The organism is Paraburkholderia sp. CNPSo 3274 (genome assembly GCF_024206475.1).
GTDB lineage: Bacteria > Pseudomonadota > Gammaproteobacteria > Burkholderiales > Burkholderiaceae > Paraburkholderia.
Genome location: NZ_JAMBPR010000045.1, coordinates 57057 through 71415, shown reverse-complemented (window position 1 = coordinate 71415; position 14359 = coordinate 57057). Strand labels below are relative to the sequence as shown.

General features: G+C 67.9%; 12 protein-coding genes, 1 pseudogene and 1 riboswitch. Of the genes and pseudogenes, 8 read left to right on the top strand and 5 right to left on the bottom strand.

Annotation, left to right across the window (positions count from 1 at the left end; all coding sequences use genetic code 11):
* Positions 1-57 precede the first annotated feature (57 nt).
* Complete coding sequence (gene fliG / locus M3I54_RS27515) at positions 58-1053, bottom strand: flagellar motor switch protein FliG (RefSeq protein ID WP_254341817.1); 996 nt, start codon at positions 1051-1053, stop codon at positions 58-60.
* Entirely contained in the window at positions 1043-2851 is a 1809-nt protein-coding gene (fliF, locus tag M3I54_RS27510; RefSeq protein ID WP_254341816.1) for a flagellar basal-body MS-ring/collar protein FliF, read from the bottom strand. The genes fliG and fliF overlap by 11 nt, the downstream gene beginning before the upstream one ends.
* Positions 2852-3138: 287 nt before the next feature.
* On the opposite strand from fliF, the gene fliE reads away from it, so the two are divergent.
* The 5 genes from fliE (at position 3139) to M3I54_RS27485 (ending at position 6469) form a co-directional block, all read left to right on the top strand.
* The gene (gene fliE, locus M3I54_RS27505) at positions 3139-3474 is read left to right on the top strand and encodes a flagellar hook-basal body complex protein FliE (RefSeq protein ID WP_069264308.1); all 336 of its coding nucleotides are present in this window, start codon (positions 3139-3141) and stop codon (positions 3472-3474) included.
* 144 nt (positions 3475-3618) lie between these two features.
* Entirely contained in the window at positions 3619-4065 is a 447-nt protein-coding gene (gene fliS, locus M3I54_RS27500; protein ID WP_254341815.1) for a flagellar export chaperone FliS, read from the top strand.
* Entirely contained in the window at positions 4062-4394 is a 333-nt protein-coding gene (locus M3I54_RS27495; RefSeq protein WP_254341814.1) for a flagellar protein FliT, read from the top strand. Before fliS ends, M3I54_RS27495 begins: the two co-directional genes overlap by 4 nt.
* 84 nt (positions 4395-4478) lie before the next feature.
* Entirely contained in the window at positions 4479-6056 is a 1578-nt protein-coding gene (locus M3I54_RS27490) for a flagellar hook-length control protein FliK (RefSeq protein ID WP_254341813.1), read from the top strand.
* The gene (locus tag M3I54_RS27485; RefSeq protein WP_254341812.1) at positions 6056-6469 is read left to right on the top strand and encodes an EscU/YscU/HrcU family type III secretion system export apparatus switch protein; all 414 of its coding nucleotides are present in this window, start codon (positions 6056-6058) and stop codon (positions 6467-6469) included. Before M3I54_RS27490 ends, M3I54_RS27485 begins: the two co-directional genes overlap by 1 nt.
* Here the strand turns inward: M3I54_RS27485 and M3I54_RS27480 are convergent.
* A pseudogene (locus tag M3I54_RS27480) lies at positions 6447-7888 on the bottom strand (coniferyl aldehyde dehydrogenase). The gene M3I54_RS27485 and the pseudogene M3I54_RS27480 sit on opposite strands and share 23 nt — an antisense overlap.
* Positions 7889-7972: 84 nt before the next feature.
* Complete coding sequence (locus tag M3I54_RS27475; protein ID WP_254341811.1) at positions 7973-9709, bottom strand: isovaleryl-CoA dehydrogenase; 1737 nt, start codon at positions 9707-9709, stop codon at positions 7973-7975.
* A gap of 371 nt (positions 9710-10080) precedes the next feature.
* Between M3I54_RS27475 and M3I54_RS27470 the strand changes: the two genes are divergently transcribed.
* Entirely contained in the window at positions 10081-11709 is a 1629-nt protein-coding gene (locus M3I54_RS27470; protein WP_254341810.1) for a GMC family oxidoreductase, read from the top strand.
* Positions 11710-11800: 91 nt separating this feature from the next.
* Here the strand turns inward: M3I54_RS27470 and M3I54_RS27465 are convergent, their stop codons facing one another.
* Entirely contained in the window at positions 11801-12748 is a 948-nt protein-coding gene (locus M3I54_RS27465; RefSeq protein ID WP_254341809.1) for a LysR family transcriptional regulator, read from the bottom strand.
* Between the two features lie 154 nt (positions 12749-12902).
* Between M3I54_RS27465 and M3I54_RS27460 the strand changes: the two genes are divergently transcribed.
* Together M3I54_RS27460 and M3I54_RS27455 are read left to right on the top strand one after the other, a co-directional pair.
* Positions 12903-13391, top strand: coding sequence for a CidA/LrgA family protein (locus tag M3I54_RS27460; RefSeq protein WP_254341808.1), 489 nt, complete (start codon positions 12903-12905; stop codon positions 13389-13391).
* A gap of 37 nt (positions 13392-13428) precedes the next feature.
* Positions 13429-14151: an LrgB family protein gene (locus tag M3I54_RS27455; protein ID WP_254341807.1), complete on the top strand. Its 723-nt coding sequence runs from the start codon at positions 13429-13431 to the stop codon at positions 14149-14151.
* 81 nt (positions 14152-14232) lie between these two features.
* A riboswitch (S-adenosyl-L-homocysteine riboswitch) is annotated at positions 14233-14352 on the top strand.
* The last annotated feature ends 7 nt before the right edge of the window (positions 14353-14359 follow it).

Genomic DNA, 14359 nt, shown 5'->3' with positions numbered 1-14359 from the left:
AACGAGGCCATCTCCCAGCGCTGATACGCCGAGCGATGGCTGTTCGCGGAGCTGGTGTCAGACATAAGCGTCTTCTGCCTTGCCGCCTAGAACGATCTGGCCGCTCTCGGCGAGGTTGCGCACGATCTGCAGGATGCGGCGCTGCTGTGCCTCGACTTCCGACACGCGCACCGGACCGCGTGCGTCGAGGTCTTCGGCGAGCAGTTCGGCCGCACGCTGCGACATGTTCGAGAGGAACTTGGTACGCAGCGCGGGCGGCGCACCCTTGAGCGAGATAATGAGCGACTCCGACTCGACTTCCTTGAGCAGCAGCTGGATCGCGCGGTCTTCGAGGTCGAGCAGGTTCTCGAACACGAACATCTGATCGATGATCTTCTGCGCGAGTTCCGCGTCGTACTGGCGGACGTTCTCGATCACCCCTTCTTCGTGCTGGCTCGTCATGAAGTTGAGGATTTCGGCCGCCGTGCGGATGCCGCCCATCGGGCTGCGCTTCAGGTTGTCGCTGCCCGAGAGGAGGTTCGTGAGCACGTCGTCGAGTTCGCGCAGCGCCTGCGGCTGGATGCCGTCGAGCGTCGCGATACGCAGCAGCACGTCGTTGCGCAGGCGCTCGGTGAAGCACGAAGCGATTTCCGAGGCCTGGTCGCGGTCGAGGTGCACGAGAATCGTCGCGATGATCTGCGGGTGCTCGTTCTTGATGAGTTCGGCCACCGACCCCGAATCCATCCACTTGAGGCCTTCAATGCCGCTCGTGTCGCCGCCTTGCAGAATGCGGTCGATGATCGCGCCGGCCTTGTCCTCGCCCAGCGCCTTGTTGAGCACGTTGCGGATGTAGTCGCTCGAGTCGAGCGAGAAGGCGGTGTGCTGTTCGGCTTCCTTGACGAAGTCCTGCAGCACGATCTCGATCTCTTCGCGCTTGACGTTCTTGAGCGCCGCCATGGCGGCGCCGATTTTCTGCACTTCGCGCGGACCGAGGAACTTGAAGACCTCGGAGGCCTCTTGCTCGCCGATCGACATGAGCAGCAGCGCGCTCTTGGTTGCGCCTTCAGCGTTCATCGTTCACCCAGCTTTTCACGACGGTTGCGACGATCTTCGGATCCTGGCGCGCAATGTTGCGCGCGTATTCCAGGTTGCGTTCGAACTTGTTCTTCTCGTTTTCGAAGGCGAGCAGGGCGGCTTCGCTGTCCGCGTTGTCTTCGCCCTCTGCGCCGGCGCCGCCAAGGCGCATGGCTTCGGGGAGGCCGTCGAGCAGCAGCGGCTCGCCGTCGGCCATGCCGGGCAGCGCGGGCGCGACCGGCTCGGGCGGCGGGAACGCGCGGCGCAGCGCCGGCTTCACCATCACGAAATAGAGGAAGAGAGCCGCCGCGCCAATGCCGAGCCACGTCGCAATCTGCTTCGCAAGGGCGAGGATGTCGGGTTGACGCCACCACGGCAGGTTCGCGTTCGGGTCGACTTCGGTCTGGAACGCGGCGTTCACCACGTTCACCGAGTCGCCGCGCTTGGCGTCGTAGCCCATGGCATCCTTCACGAGCTGCTCGACCTGTGCGAGCTTCTGCGCGTCGAGCGGCTGCATGGTGGCGTGGCCCTTGGCGTCCACCTTCGGCTGATAGTTCACGATCACGGCGACCGACAGGCGCTTCACATCGCCCGGCGCCTGTTGATAGTGGCGCACGGTCTTGTCGAGCTCGTAGTTCGTGGTGGTGTCGCGATGATCGGAGACCGGCACCGGAGCCGATGCGCCGTTCGCACCCGCAGGCGCGCTGATGGGCGCCGAGGCCGGTTGCGGCGGCTGGTTCGTGAGTGCGCCGGGCACGCCGCCCGCGCCGCTTTGCTGCATTTCCGTGGAAATGTTCTGCTGCTGGCTGCGGATGGCGGTGGCCTGCGGGTTGGCGTTCGGACCGTAGGCTTCGGAGGTCTGCTCGAGCTTCGAGAAGTCGAGGTCGGCGCTCACCTGCGAGCGCGCGTTGCCGGCGCCGAACAGGGGCGCGAGGATCGCGTCGATGCGCGCCTGGGTGTCGTGCTCGACCTGGCGCACGTACTTGAGCTGCGAGGCATCGAGGCCCACGCCCGTGGCGCTCTGGGTGAGGAGGTTGCCGTCCTGGTCGACCACCGTCACGTTGCGCACCGGCAGGTCCGGCACGGCCGAAGCCACCATGTGCGTGATCGCGGCGACCTGGCCGTCGTCGAGAATGCGGCCCGGATACAGGTTCACGAGCACCGAGGCGGAGGGCGCTTCGCGTTCGCGCACGAACACCGAAGGCTTCGGAATGGCCAGATGCACGCGTGCCGACTTCACGCTCGCGATCGACTGAATCGTTTGCTCGAGTTCGCCTTCGAGCGCGCGCTGGTAGTTCACCTGCTCGGCGAACTGGCTGATGCCGAACTTCTGGTTGTCCATCAGCTCGAAGCCGACCGAACCGTTCTTCGGCAGGCCCTGGGAGGCGAGGCGCAGGCGCATTTCATTGACCTGCTCGGCGGGCACGAGAATGGCACCGCCGGCGTCCGAGAACTTGTAGGGAACGTTTGCGGCCTGGAGCGCAGTAATGATGGCGCCGCCGTCGCGATCCGACAGGTTGCTGTACAGCACCTTATAGTCGGGCGCGCGCGACCACAGCACGAGACCCGCAACCACGGCCACGAGCACCGCAACGGCAAAAATGAGCGGCGCGCGCGGGTTGCCGCGCACGTTGCGCAACGACGAGAGCGAGCCGAGGCGTTGCGCGAAGCCGCCGCCTAGGTCATCCGCGCCGCCCAGGCCTGCGCCCGCGCCAGCGCCGGGCGCGGCGCCCGCGCCAGAGGTGGCGAGGCCCATGCGGGCGTCGGGGTTGATCAAAGAATTGGCAGTCGAATCCATGCGACGGGTATCTCCGGAGGCTTCCAGGTCTCGCCTTGCATGGCGGAGACTTTCACGTGACGCATTATCCGGGGCCACTGGCAAGCCGATTGCGCGAATAGAGCCGGGTTTTCCCCCTAGTTTCGGGGCTGCCGAAACGGACCCGCTGCTATGCTCTCCCCCAGATTCGGCGTCCTGTCCGTGCGCCGTGCCGGCAGGGCCCGCAGGATTGCTGCGGGATTGCTGAAACGCCGGCCCCGGGGCTCGTCCCCGGAATACCCCGCATGTCCCCTTTTCGTGGAGCAAACATGACCGTGCCAGTATCCCCGCTCACGTCCGCCTTGGCGCAAATGCAGTCCATGGCGACCCAGGCGGCCGGCGGCCCCACCGCAGCCGACGAAAAGTCGGGCGCGGCCACGGCCGGCGGGTTCGCGGCGGCGCTCAAGTCGTCGCTCGACCAGATCAGCGACGCCCAGCAGAAGGCGGTTGGCGAGTCGCAGGCGTTCGAGCTGGGCGCGAACAACGTGTCGCTCAACGACGTGATGGTCGACATGCAGAAAGCCAACATCGGCTTCCAGTTCGGATTGCAGGTGCGCAACAAGCTCGTGGCCGCCTACACCGACATCATGCAGATCCAGGTGTGACGGTGCCCGAAGCCTTTGCCCGGTCAACGCGCTAAAGCTTCCTCCCCTACGATCCGATAACCCGGCTAGAAGAGTCCGTCGCTCGTGCATGCACAGCGCGTCGGACGACCGCATTCAAGCCAAACGTATCAAGGAGAAGCGCCGATGTTTTCCCCTGCCCAATCTGGAGCTAACGCCTATGCACGCGTGGGCGTCGAAACGGGGGTCATGGGTGCGAGCCCGCACAAGCTGATCGTGCTCCTGTATCAGGGCGCGCGCCAGGCCATCGCGCAGGCACGTATGCATTTGCAGGCCGGCAACGTCGGCCCGCGTTGCGAGGCGATCGCCAAGGCGATCCGGATTGTCGAGAGCGGACTTCAGCTCGCGTTGAACGTCGAGGCGGGCGGCGAGATCGCTCAACGCCTGAATTCGCTGTACAGCTACATGACGAGACGCCTGCTGGAAGCCAATATCAAACAGAGCGAGACCATGCTGGTCGAGGTCGATGGACTGCTGGCTACGCTCGAAGAAGCCTGGTTGGGGATAGCGCCGGAAGTGGCGAGGATGGCCGAACAGGCCTCCGCGTCAGCGCCCGGCTCATTCATGAGATGAGTTCAAAAGCAGACTACTTCGCCCGCTACGAAGCAATAGCGGCCGTGTCGGGGCAGATGCTCAATGCGGCGCGCGATGCGCACTGGAACGATCTGATCGGCTTGCAGGAGGAGTACCGGATCCTCGTCGATGCCTTGAAGGACGCCGAAGCCGCGGTACGGCTCACGGTTTCCGAACGGGCGCGCAAGTACGAGCTGATCCGCCAGATCCTCGCCGACGACGCCGCCATTCGCGATCTCGCGAGCCCTTGCATGGCGCGGCTTTCGGCGCTCTTTTACGGCACCGTGCAGCCCGCGCGGGTCTTGCAGGAAATCTACGGCGCCCGCTAGCGCGGCGCATGGTGCCTCGCGAGGCAACGGCGCGCAACGCCCCATGAACCGGCAGGTCAGCGCTGTGCGCAGATCCGGAACACCATGAACGGAATCGACACCGGAGCCGCCGCGCTCCTCGCGAGCCGCATCGCGGCGCTCACGCCGGTCGGCCCGCAGGGCGCCTCCGGCGCGGCGCAAACGGGCGTCTCGGCGCTCGCAACGGGCACTGCCGCGCTCGCCGACACCGCCGCCAACTCCAGCACTACGCAGGATTCCACGCAGACCGTCCTTTCGGCGGTTGCGCTGGCGCTCGACGCCATCATCCGCTCGGGCGGCGAAGCGACGCCCGCCGTGGTGGGCCGTGCGCCGCTCTGGGCCAGTCCCGATGCCGACGCGGCGCCTGGCGCCGCCACCACTTTGCCGCTGCCGGGCCTCGCCGGCGAGCAAGCGCAGGCGGCGGAAGCCGCGTTGCTCGCGGACGTGGCACTCGCGGCCCAGGGTCTGGCCGGCGACGCGCTGGCCGGGGCGGCCGACGCCGGGACCGGCGCTAGCGCGCAAGCGGCGTCCTCGCAAAATCCGCAAGCCGGACAAACCACCCAGGCTGCTCAGACTGCGCAAGCTGCCGCCGCCGCACAAGCCGGTCCGGTCGCAGCGCTCGCTGCGTCGCTCGCGCAGACGGTGAGCACGAGCGGACTCTTCTACGAAGCCCACCTCGCGCAATGGTTGCGCGGCCAGCTCTCGCCCGCTGAACTTGCCGACGAGCCGCAGAACCGTCTGCTCGGCGCTCACGCGCAACTGCCGCTCGACTGGAGCCCGGCCGACGACGACATCGACGACGTGCAATGGACCGAGACGTTCTCCGACGCGCCGGGCGCCACGCGCGGCGAAGCGGGCAATGCTCCGAACGCTGCAAACGCGATCAATGCCGCGCTGGCGCGGGCCTTCCCCGCGTCTGCGGATCTGCACGGCGATGCGGCTGCGAGCCAGACCCAGGCGCGCGCGACGCTTGCCGAGACCCTGTTGCCCGCCATGCACGAGGCTGCCGCGCAGGCCGCCGGCCCGTCGGTCCATCCGGCTGTGATTCCGCTCGTGCGCCAGCAGCTCGATCTGCTCGCGACCGGTGAATTTCGCTGGAATGGCGAGGCCTGGCCGGGCGTGCGGGTGGACTGGAGCATCCAGCAAGACGACTACGACGCCCGCGACCCGCACTCGGGCGCAGCCGGTGGGGACGCCGACGACATTCCATGGCGCACGCGGCTCACGCTTGCGCTGCCGAAGCTCGGCACCGTCGACGCGGAACTTACGCTCACAGGCTCGACGCTCGCGGTGCGCGTACAGGCGAATGCGGGTGGCGCCGCGCGCCTCAGCGCTCAAAGTGAGTCGCTGCGCGGGCGGCTTGAAGCGCTCGGGCTTACGCTCGCGGGGCTCTCGATCCGCGAGATCGGCAGCGGTGCCGCGGCAAGTCCCGCCGAGGCCGCGAGAGCCGCTAGCGCCGCGAGTGCCTACGCCGCACAAACCACCTCCGCCGCATCCACCGCGCAAGCCACGCAGACCACGCAGACCACGCAGACCACGCAGACCACGCAGGCTGGCGCCGCGGCGGAGGCGTCCGCCGCGCGACCGGGCGCCGACGCGAACGATCACCGGAACCACCACCTGGACCACGACTGGGAGTTGTGATGAGCCGCACGCACCGCAGGAGCGCCGCCGCGCTCGCCTACGACGCCCCCGAAGGCGACGCCGCGCCGCGCGTGGTCGCGAAGGGCTACGGCCTCGTCGCCGAGATGATCGTGCAACGCGCGAAGGAAGCGGGCCTCTACGTGCACGAAGCGCCGGAGATGGTCTCGCTGCTCATGCGCGTGGACCTCGACGCGAAGATCCCGCCGCAGCTCTATCAGGCGGTGGCCGAACTGCTTGCCTGGCTGCACCGCCTGGAAGCGGACAACGACGCGAAAGCCAAAGAGGCCGCGCAAGCGCAAACCACCACGCCGGCCGACGCCACAGCCGGCAGCGCCCCACGCGATATCAGCGACATTCGCAGGATCGGCGGCAGCCGCCCCGCGCTGCCCTTCAACCCTTCAACATCAACTTGATCAGCCAGGCGACGCGCTTGCCTAGGGCGGCGCGATGAGCCCGCGCGCGTTCAGCCGCGCCTGGGTGAAGACGGGCTTCATCTTCGAGAACGTGACGAAGCCCTCGTAGCCGTGATACGCGCCCATGCCGCTCGCGCCGACGCCGCCGAACGGCAGTCCCTCGGCGGCGATATGCATGAGCGTTTCGTTCACCGACATCCCGCCCGCCACCGTTTCGCGCGTCACGCGCTCGACCGTGCGGGGGTCGTCGGCATAGAGGTAGAGCGAGAGCGGGCGAGGGCGCGCGTTTACGTAGCGCAACGCTTCGTCGAGCGTGTCGTAGGGCACGAGCGGCAAGAGCGGGCCGAAAATTTCCTCCTGCATGAGCGACGTCTGTGCGCCGGCGTTCGTCACGATGACGGGCGCGAAGCGCCGCGTGGCGGCGTCGTGCGTGCCGAGCGCGTGCAGTTGCGCGCCGCTCGCCTGTGCCTCGTCGGCGAGGCGCTGCAGGCGCTCGAAGTGGCGCGCCGAGATGATCGACGTGTAGTCGCGGTTGTTCGCGAAGTCCGGATAGAGCTGCGCGAAGCGCGTGCGCGCGCGAGCGATGAACGCCGCCTCCTGGCCGCGCGGCAGCAGCACGTAGTCGGGCGCGATGCAGGTTTGCCCCGCGTTCAGCGTCTTGCCGAGCAGCAGGCTGTCCACGGCGTAGTTCAGGCGCGCCGCTTCGCCGATGATCACGGGCGACTTGCCGCCCAGTTCGAGCGTGACCGGCGTGAGGTTCGCGGCAGCTGCGCGCATGACCTCGTGCCCTACGCGCGTCGAGCCAGTGAAGAGCAAATGGTCGAACGGCAGCGCGCTGAAGGCGGCGCCCACCGACGCGTCGCCGTTCACGACCGCCACGTGGTCGCGCGCGAAGGTCTTGCCGATCAGCTCCTCGAAGAGCGCGGAAGTGCGCGGCGTAAGCTCCGACATTTTGATCATGGCGCGGTTGCCCGCCGCGAGCGCGCACACGAGCGGGCTCGCGGCGAGCTGCAGAGGATAGTTCCACGGCACGACAATACCCGCCACGCCAAGTGGCTGCGGCACCACCTTCGCGCGCCCAGGCAACAGCCATTTGCCTACCGGTCTTCGGCGCGGCTTCATCCAGCGCGCGCCGTGCTTGAGCGCCGCGTCGATCTCCTGCTTGAGGACGACGAATTCCGCCAGCGCGACCTCCGCCTTCGAGCGCTGGCCGAAATCGGCGTTCATCGCCTCGGCGAGCGCGTCGCGGTGCGAGAACAGCACGTCGCGCAGCGCCTTGAGATTGCGCGCGCGTGCGTCCCAGGACGGGAACGGGTCACGCAGGAAGGCTTCGCGCTGCGTGGCGAGCAGCGAGTCCAGCGCGGCGCGCGGGTCTTCGGGCGCGTTCCGGGCGAAGTCTTCGGGCAGGTCCTGCTTCATGGTCGGTCCTCGTGGGGTTCGCGCTCGCTTTGGCGCGCGGGCGAACGGAAAAATCGGCTCGTGCTCTCGGGTCGCACCGAGGGGTCACACTGAGCGCGACGGAAACGCCCGCTCGATGATCGCGGCATGATCGAAGCGTGCGGGCAGCGTGCCGAATACGCGGTCGCAGTCGGCGTCGTGCTCGTCGAGGCGCGTGGCGATGAACGCTTCGGCGATGTCCGGCGGACTGTCGCGCAGCAGCACGGCCTGCGCGATCAGCACGATTTGCTGCGCGATGCGCCGCGCGCTCGCCTCGCGTGTGCCCGGCGCGCCGTTGAGCAGCACCGAGAGGCGGTCGAGCGCGGCGTTCAGAACCGGGTGAGTCTGCGCGTCGCGCCGCCACGCGAGAAAGAGCGCCTGGGCGGCGTCGGCCTCGCGCTCCAGCGCGCGCAGCACGTCGAGGCACATCACGTTGCCCGAGCCTTCCCAGATCGAGTTGACGGGCGCTTCGCGGTAGAAGCGCGCCATCGGCCCTTCCTCGACGTAACCGTTGCCGCCCCACACTTCCATGGCCTCGCCCGTGAACGCGAGCGCGCGCTTGCAAACCCAGAACTTCGCCGCCGGCGTGACGATGCGACGCCAGGCGCGTGCTTCGAGCGACGGGTCGTCCGGATCGCCGGGTTTCGCGTCGGCGCTGTCTTCGAAGGCGCGCGCGAGACGCATGAAGAGCGCCGTCGCCGCTTCCGATTCGAGCGCGAGATCGGCGAGCACGTTTTGCATGAGCGGCTGCTGCGCGAGCACGCGGCCGAACGCGCTGCGGTGGCGCGCGTGGTGGATCGCCTGCACGAGCGCCGCGCGCATGAGCGCCGCGCTGCCGATCACGCAGTCGAGCCGCGTGTAGTTCGCCATCTCGATGATGGTCGACACGCCGCGGCCTTCGTCGCCGATCATGACGCCGTACGCATCGAAGAATTCCACTTCGCTGCTTGCATTCGAGCGGTTGCCGAGCTTGTTCTTCAGGCGCTGCACGTTGACCGCGTTTTTCGTGCCGTCCGGCCGGTAGCGCGGCACGAAGAAGCATGAGAGTCCGGGGGCGCCCGAGCCGTCGTGTTCCGTGGTGCGCGCGAGCACGAGATGCGCGTCGCACTGCGGCGCCGAGAAAAACCACTTGTGGCCGGTGAGCAGATACGCCGCGCCGCGTCCTGTTTCGACGCTCGCTGGGCGCGCCTCGGTGCGGTTGCTGCGCACGTCCGAGCCGCCTTGCTTCTCCGTCATGCCCATGCCGATCATCATCGAGCGCTTCTGCGCGAGCGGCAGGTCGCGTGCGTCGTGTTCGCGCGTGTAGAGCGGCGCGCGCAGCGTTTCGAACAGCGCCGGCTCGCGCTGCAGCACGGCAATGCTCGCGAACGTCATCGTCAGGGGGCACAACGACCCCGATTCGAGTTGCGCGTGCAGGAAGTAGCCTGCGCAGCGCGCGGCCATCGCACCCGGACGCGGGTCCGAATACGGCAGCGCGTGCAGCCCCTGCTCGCGTAGCAGCGTCAGCAGTTCGTGCCAGGCGGGGTGGAATTCGATCGCGTCAATACGCTCGCCGCGCGGGTTGTGCGTGTGCAGTTCGGGCTCGTGGCGGTTGGCGAGGTCGGCGAGCGCGAGCGTTTGCGCTTTGCCGAGCGTCTCGCCGTGGCGCGCGAGCGTGTCGCGATGCCAGTCCGCGCCCGCGCGCGCAAGGGCCTCGCCGAGCGCCGCGTCGATGGTGAAGAGGTTGTAGTCGGCGAGCGGCGGCACCTGGTTCGTGACCTCGTGGGTCGTGCCGGGGCGATGCGTGACTTCCGTCGGGTTCATCTGCCTGTCTCCGATGCAAGGCTGCTGCGGTGCGCGGCGTGCTTCGCGCGCGGCCGTTCGTGTTGTGTTCGGTCGTGACGGGGAGGCGTGCGCAGCGGCCGCTCCATGGGAAGCGTGCGTGAGGTGAGTGATTCTTGTGCGCTCCAGCGCTCCCTTTGCGGCTTGCTGGAATCTTTCGGGTTTCAGCTCTGGCGGCTGAACCGCCTTTCATCATAGGCCGCGATCCGCCGTCAGGTTTAGAGGGGATGCTCTGACATAAAAGCTGACCTCGGAATCAGACGCTTCCTACAATGCGCCATTGAAACCGAAAACGAACGAGCGTGCAAATAGCGCGCCGGTGCCTCGCAAGGGACAGCCGACAGGCGGAGACGATGCAATACGACTACATCATCGTAGGCGGCGGCTCGGGCGGCGCGTCGCTGGCGGGCCGGCTGGCCGACCGTTGCCCGCAGGCGAGCATCGCGCTCGTCGAAGCCGGGCCGCACACGGCGCGCAACCCATTCGTCAACATGCCGCTCGGCGTCGCCGCGCTCGTCCCGCGTCGCACGAAAAACAACTACGCCTATGAAACCGTGCCGCAGCCGGGTCTCGCCGGACGGCGCGGTTACCAGCCACGCGGCCGCGGCTTCGGCGGCTCGAGCACCATCAACGCGATGATCTACACGCGCGGCCATCCGCTCGACTACGACGAATGGGCGCAGCTTGGCTGCACAGGCTGGGCCTGGCGCGACGTCCTGCCATACTTTCTGCGCGCCGAGGACAACGAGCGCGGCGCGAGCGCCTGGCATGGCGCGGGCGGCCCGCTAGGTGTGGCCGACCTGCGCGAGCGCAATCCGGTGGCCGCGCGCTTCGTCGAGGCCGCGCAGGAGGCGGGCTTTCGCCTGAACGACGACTTCAATGGCGAGGAACAGGAGGGCGTCGGCTTCTATCAGGTGACGCAACGCGGCGGCGAACGCTGCACGGTGGCGCGCGCGTATCTGTATGGGCGAGAGCGGCCGCACCTGCATCTGATCGCCGACGCGACGGTCCTGCGCGTGAGCTTCGACGGCGCGCGCGCGAGCGGCGTGGAGGTTTCGCGCGGCGGCGCGATCGAGACCCTGCAGGCGCGCGCCGAGGTGATCCTCGCGGCGGGCGCGTTCAACTCGCCGCAATTGCTGATGTGCTCGGGCATCGGCCCCGCCGACGAACTGCGCGCGCTCGGCATTGCGGTGCGCCACGATGCGCCCGAAGTCGGCCGCAACCTGATCGACCATATCGACTTCACCTTCAACAAGCGCGTGCATTCGAGCGACACCGTGGGCTACTCGCTGCGCGGCGCGGCGCGCATGACCACGGGGCTCGTGCGTTATCTGCAGGGGCGCCGCGGCATGCTCACGACCAACGTGGCGGAGGCGGGCGGCTTTCTGAAGAGCCGCCCGGAGCTCGACCGGCCCGACCTGCAGCTGCACTTCTGCACGGCACTCGTCGACGATCACAGCCGCCGCCTGCATTGGGGTCACGGCTATTCGCTGCACGTGTGCGTGCTGCGCCCGGCGAGCCGCGGCACGGTCACGCTCGCGAGCGCCGACGCGCGCGTGGCGCCCGTGATCGACCCGCGCTTTCTCTCCGATACGCGCGATCTCGACGCGCTCGCGCAGGGCGCGCGCCTCGCGCGGCGCATACTCGATGCGCCCGCGCTGGCACAGCTGGGCGGCCGCGAACTCTACACGCATGGCGCGCAGAGCGACGCGCAAATGCGCGAGACGATCGCCCGCCATGCCGACACGATCTATCACCCCGTCGCGACCTGCCGCATGGGCGGCGACGCGCGCTCCGTCGTCGATCCGCAGTTGCGCGTGCGCGGCGTGACGGGTCTGCGCGTTGCCGACGCCTCCGTCATGCCGACACTCATCGGCGGCAACACGAATGCGCCGAGCGTGATGATCGGCGAGCGTGCGGCCGACTTCATCGTACAAGCGAGCCAGGAGCGCGATACGGCGCTTCAGCGCGTCGACGTTTGACGCGCGAGTTCGCTTTTTTTGGGCGTCTCATGGCGGTGATACAAAAAGCCGTCCGGCGCGAGCCGGGCGGCTTTTTTCGTTGCGCGCCGCTTCAGCCTGGCTTCTGCGGCTGCTTCTCCATCCCCGGCGGATGCACGAAGTCATCGAGAAACGTGAAGGGCTTGCCGTACTCCGAGCGCGCGACGTCGAGCCAGGCGCGCGCCGCATGCGAGAGATAGCCGCTGCGCTTCCAGCCGATCGCCATGTCCCAGGTGATTTGCGGCTCGCTCACGGGCAGGCAGGTGAAGCGCTCGGCGTCGAGCCGGCGCACGTACGGCGCGGGCAGGAGCGCAATGCCCACGCCCGCGAGCACGAGCGCCGCCATCAAGTCCCAGTGGCCGCTGCGCCCCACCACCTGCGGCACGAAGCCGGCCGTGCGGCATGCACCCAGCACGACGTCGTTGAGCGCGAGGCTTTCGCCGTAGAACACGAACGGCTCGGCGGCCAGTTCCGCGAGCGGCACGGCAAGCTTGTTGTCCCAGCGCGAGCCGCGCCGCGCGACGAGCCACAGCAGTTCGTGCGCGATCGGCAGGACGTCGATGAGCGCGGGATCGACGGGCAGCAGCACGCCGCCCAGCTCCAGTTCGCCCGAGATCAGCGCGGCTTCGATCGCGCGCGAGCCCTGCTCGAAAAGCTTCAGCTCGATCTTCGGATAGCGCTGGCGGAACGTGGCGATCGCGGGTGTGAAGAGCGAACCGCCCATCGGCGGAATGCCGATGGTGAGTTCGCCGCGCCCGAGCGTGCCGAGATCGGCGAGTTCGGCTTGTAGCTGCGCCTGCGCGGCGAGCACGTCCTGGCCGCGCTGGTAGACGATCCGCCCGGCGTCGGTGAGCACCATCTGGCGCGCGTCGCGCAGCAGGAGCGGTGTGCCGGTCTCGTCTTCGAGCGCCTTCACCATCTTGCTGATGGTCGGCTGCGTGACATGCAGCTTTTCGGCCGCGGCGGTGAAGCTCTGTTGCCGCACCACCTCGATGAAATAGCGAAGCGCGCGCAGTTCCACGATCGGGACTCCACAAATGTGCAGGACGCACGCTCAGCGGGGTGCTGAGTTGGTGCATTCCAATATGGAATGTAACAGATGACTCCAAGTCATTATGTTTATGCTGCGCTGCACCCTATACTAACTTCCATTCCAGTGTCACTTAGGGTTTGCCATGACTGCATCGACCACGACCGCGAAAGTCTCTGATAGCGCCGCGCGCAACGTGGGCGGCGTGGCGAGCCTCGGGCGCCGTATTGGCCGCATTACCGTGCAATCGGCGCTGCTCGCGGGCATCTGGTACGCCGCCGACGCCCTCACGCGCGTCACCCACCTGCCGGTGCCGGGCGGCGTGGTTGGCTTGGTGCTGCTGCTCGCGCTGCTCTTTTGCGGCGGCGTCGCGCCGCGCTGGGTGAAGGCGGGCGCCGACTGGCTGCTCTCCGACATGCTGCTGTTCTTCATCCCGGCCGCCGTGGCAGCCGTGAAATACGGCGGCCTCTTTCGCGCCGACGGCTGGCGTCTCGCGCTCGTCGTGGTCGGCGGCACGCTGATGGTGATGGTGGCCGTGGCGTTCGCGGTCGAACAGGCCGCAAAGCTCGAACGGCGCCTCGCGCTGCGCCGCGTGCGCGATTCGCGGCACTCGCGCCACCTGGCGCGGGCTTGATACAGCAAGGTCCTGAATCGAGAAGGGTGATTCCGTCATGAACACGTTTTATGCGTCCCTGTTCGCCGACGACGCGGCGCGGCTCATCGCCGCCGGCTGCTTCATCCTCACCGTCGCGCTCTATTTCGCCTCGAAGGCGCTCTATGCGCGCTTTCGCTCACCGTGGCTCACGCCGCTCGTCGCGGTGCCCGCGGTGCTCGGCGTGTTCGTGCTGGTGCTCCATATTCCGTACCCTGTGTACTTCCAGGACACGCGCTGGCTCATGTGGCTGCTCGGCCCGGCCACGGTGGCCTTCGCGGTGCCGATCTACGAGTACCGTGACCTGCTCAAGCGCCACTGGATCTCGCTCACCGTGGGCGTGACGGTCGGCATCGTCGTGGCGGTGGGCGGCTCGCTCGCGCTGGCCAAGCTCCTGCACCTTTCGCCCGATCTGCAGCGCAGCCTGATGACGCGCTCGATCTCCACGCCGTTTGCGCTCGCGGTGTCGGACAAGATCCACGCGCCGCGCGACCTCACCGCGCTCTTCGTGATCGCCACGGGCGTGTGCGGCATGCTGTTCGGCGAACTGGTGCTCGGCCTCGTGCCGCTGCGCACGCGGCTTGCGCGCGGCGCGCTCTTTGGCGCGGCGGCGCACGGCGTGGGCACGGCGAAGGCGCGCGAACTGGGCAGCGAAGAAGGCGTGGTGGCGAGCCTCACGATGATGATCGCAGGCGTGGTGATGGTGCTGCTCGCGCCGGCCCTGGGCTTTCTGCCGATTTGAAGTCTGGCGGGCGAATGCACCCGCTTTTTCACCAATGCCCGCACGCGCGGGCGCCATTCCAATTTGCTACAATCACGCCTCGTCTTCGAGGAGCGTTGCGACGGGTTTTCTGCGACCCGCCAGGCTCGAAGGCGCTCAATACGGTCGATTCGAGGGCGCGATGCCACGAAGTCACCGCACTGAAAACGGCGCTCACGTCTTTAATTTC

Coding starts and splice junctions, on each gene's coding strand:
- fliG (WP_254341817.1), bottom strand. CDS start 1,053: ATGAACGCTGAAGGCGCAACCAAGAGCGCGCTGCTGCTCATGTCGATC.
- M3I54_RS27470 (WP_254341810.1), top strand. CDS start 10,081: ATGCAATACGACTACATCATCGTAGGCGGCGGCTCGGGCGGCGCGTCG.
- M3I54_RS27495 (WP_254341814.1), top strand. CDS start 4,062: ATGAGTTCAAAAGCAGACTACTTCGCCCGCTACGAAGCAATAGCGGCC.
- fliS (WP_254341815.1), top strand. CDS start 3,619: ATGTTTTCCCCTGCCCAATCTGGAGCTAACGCCTATGCACGCGTGGGC.
- M3I54_RS27490 (WP_254341813.1), top strand. CDS start 4,479: ATGAACGGAATCGACACCGGAGCCGCCGCGCTCCTCGCGAGCCGCATC.
- M3I54_RS27455 (WP_254341807.1), top strand. CDS start 13,429: ATGAACACGTTTTATGCGTCCCTGTTCGCCGACGACGCGGCGCGGCTC.
- M3I54_RS27475 (WP_254341811.1), bottom strand. CDS start 9,709: ATGAACCCGACGGAAGTCACGCATCGCCCCGGCACGACCCACGAGGTC.
- M3I54_RS27460 (WP_254341808.1), top strand. CDS start 12,903: ATGACTGCATCGACCACGACCGCGAAAGTCTCTGATAGCGCCGCGCGC.
- fliF (WP_254341816.1), bottom strand. CDS start 2,851: ATGGATTCGACTGCCAATTCTTTGATCAACCCCGACGCCCGCATGGGC.
- fliE (WP_069264308.1), top strand. CDS start 3,139: ATGACCGTGCCAGTATCCCCGCTCACGTCCGCCTTGGCGCAAATGCAG.
- M3I54_RS27485 (WP_254341812.1), top strand. CDS start 6,056: ATGAGCCGCACGCACCGCAGGAGCGCCGCCGCGCTCGCCTACGACGCC.